Origin of the sequence: Isoptericola sp. NPDC056605, from assembly GCF_042792795.1 — a bacterium.
Taxonomy (GTDB): domain Bacteria; phylum Actinomycetota; class Actinomycetes; order Actinomycetales; family Cellulomonadaceae; genus Isoptericola.
The window spans coordinates 1-1,624 of sequence record NZ_JBHTVT010000054.1; the positions used below are offsets into that span (position 1 = coordinate 1).

1 pseudogene is annotated in these 1,624 nt (G+C 40.5%); it reads right to left on the reverse strand.

The annotated features are described in order from the left end of the window. Positions 1-159: 159 nt before the first annotated feature. Positions 160-1,507, reverse strand: a pseudogene (locus ACFQ8Y_RS22690) (IS1182 family transposase). Positions 1,508-1,624: the final 117 nt, after the last annotated feature.

Here is a 1,624-nt window from a genome sequence, read left to right on the forward strand (position 1 = left end):
GGGTAGAAATTTGCCGCCACCCCATATAAAAAGAGTGAACATTTTTAATGTTCACTCAGCTTGTAGAGAAAACGATGTTTTTTCTACAAGATTTTTTGTTTTATCCAGTTTCTTTAAATATTCATCAGTTTCAGATGCAGAAAAAGCGCTCCCACATGCCTAGCCCTGCTTGGCTAGGTATGTGGCAATTTTCTTCATGTTCTGGCATGCGGCTGTGAGGAGAACTTGTTCACTCACATTTCGTTTTCCCCTCAACCTGCAATAGCGAAGCCCATGCAGCTGTTTTGAATCTGCAAAGCTTCGCTCTATTTTTTCTTTTCTTTTTTTATAGAGGGTTTTTTCTGAAACAGACAAGCGATTTTGTTTGACCTTTATGGTCTTCCCATACATGTCGAGTAATCACTTTCTGCCGATTCTTTGATTTTGTACAGTTTTCAAGCAGTGGGCATGAGGAACATATTTCAGGATTTGATTTATATGACCGGTAGCCTTTTCGGTCAGTTGTTGAGTATGTAAGTGTTTGGTGATTTGGACAAATGTATCTGTCTTGTTCACTGTCATAATGAAATTTCCATTTTGGAAACAAGCCTCGGATAGGGTGATAACGTCTATGTGCGATGACACCAAAGATTTGGCGGTCAGATAATCCTTTACAGATCGGAGTCGTTAAATATCCGGAATCAAGGGCGACGGCTTCTACTTGAAAACCAAATCGTGCGATTTGGTGGTCTAATCGGTCAAGATAAGGCACAGAATCATGGACATTTCCAGGTGTGACGTAGGCATCGGTGATAATGTTGTATTTCATATCTGTTGTGCGGTGATCTAAATAGAAAAAACCTTCTGGTTTGTTTTCACGATACAGATAGCCACTTTCCGGATCGGTTGTACTGTGGCGGATCTCTTTTTCAGCTTTCACCTCCTCTTTGGCTGTTAATGGCTTTTTTCCGTGTTCCTCCCGATCCTCTTGAATGGCTTCATTTAAATCCTTGATATAGTTTTGGGTATCCTGCGCAATTGTTTTTCTTGTGTATTTATGCTTGTTGGCATTGGCTTTAAGGTGTGTGGAGTCGGTGAATAGGACTCGTCCGCCCACCATGTCATGATTGATGGCCTGAAGAACGATCTCATCAAAAATGTCTTGGAAGATGGTTGTATCTTTAAAGCGTGTGCGTCTGTTCCAGCTGATGGTGGAGTGGTGTGGAACCGGGTCGTTTATGTTCAATCCGAGAAACCATCTGTACGCCATATTGTAGTAAATTTCTTTTTCAAGCTGTCTTTCTGAACGGATACCATAGAGGTATCCGATAAACATCATTTTAAATAAAATAAGCGGATCAAGTGAGGGGCGGCCTTTGTTTTCACTGTAGTAAGGTTTCACCTTTTCAATGATGAAAGAGAAGTCTATGTGTTTATCAATTTTCCGAAGCAGGTGATCCTCTTCAACGAGTTGGTCAAGCAGAACAAATTCGGCTGTGTTTTGAGAAGAGTTTCTTGTGTGGAACATGAGAAAGACACCGTCCTTTTAAGTCTTTCTTTTATTTTATTGCAGGAGAATGGATATTTAAAGGAAAAATAAAGGCCGTCGAGATTTTCTCGACAGCCTGAGTGAACATTTTTAATA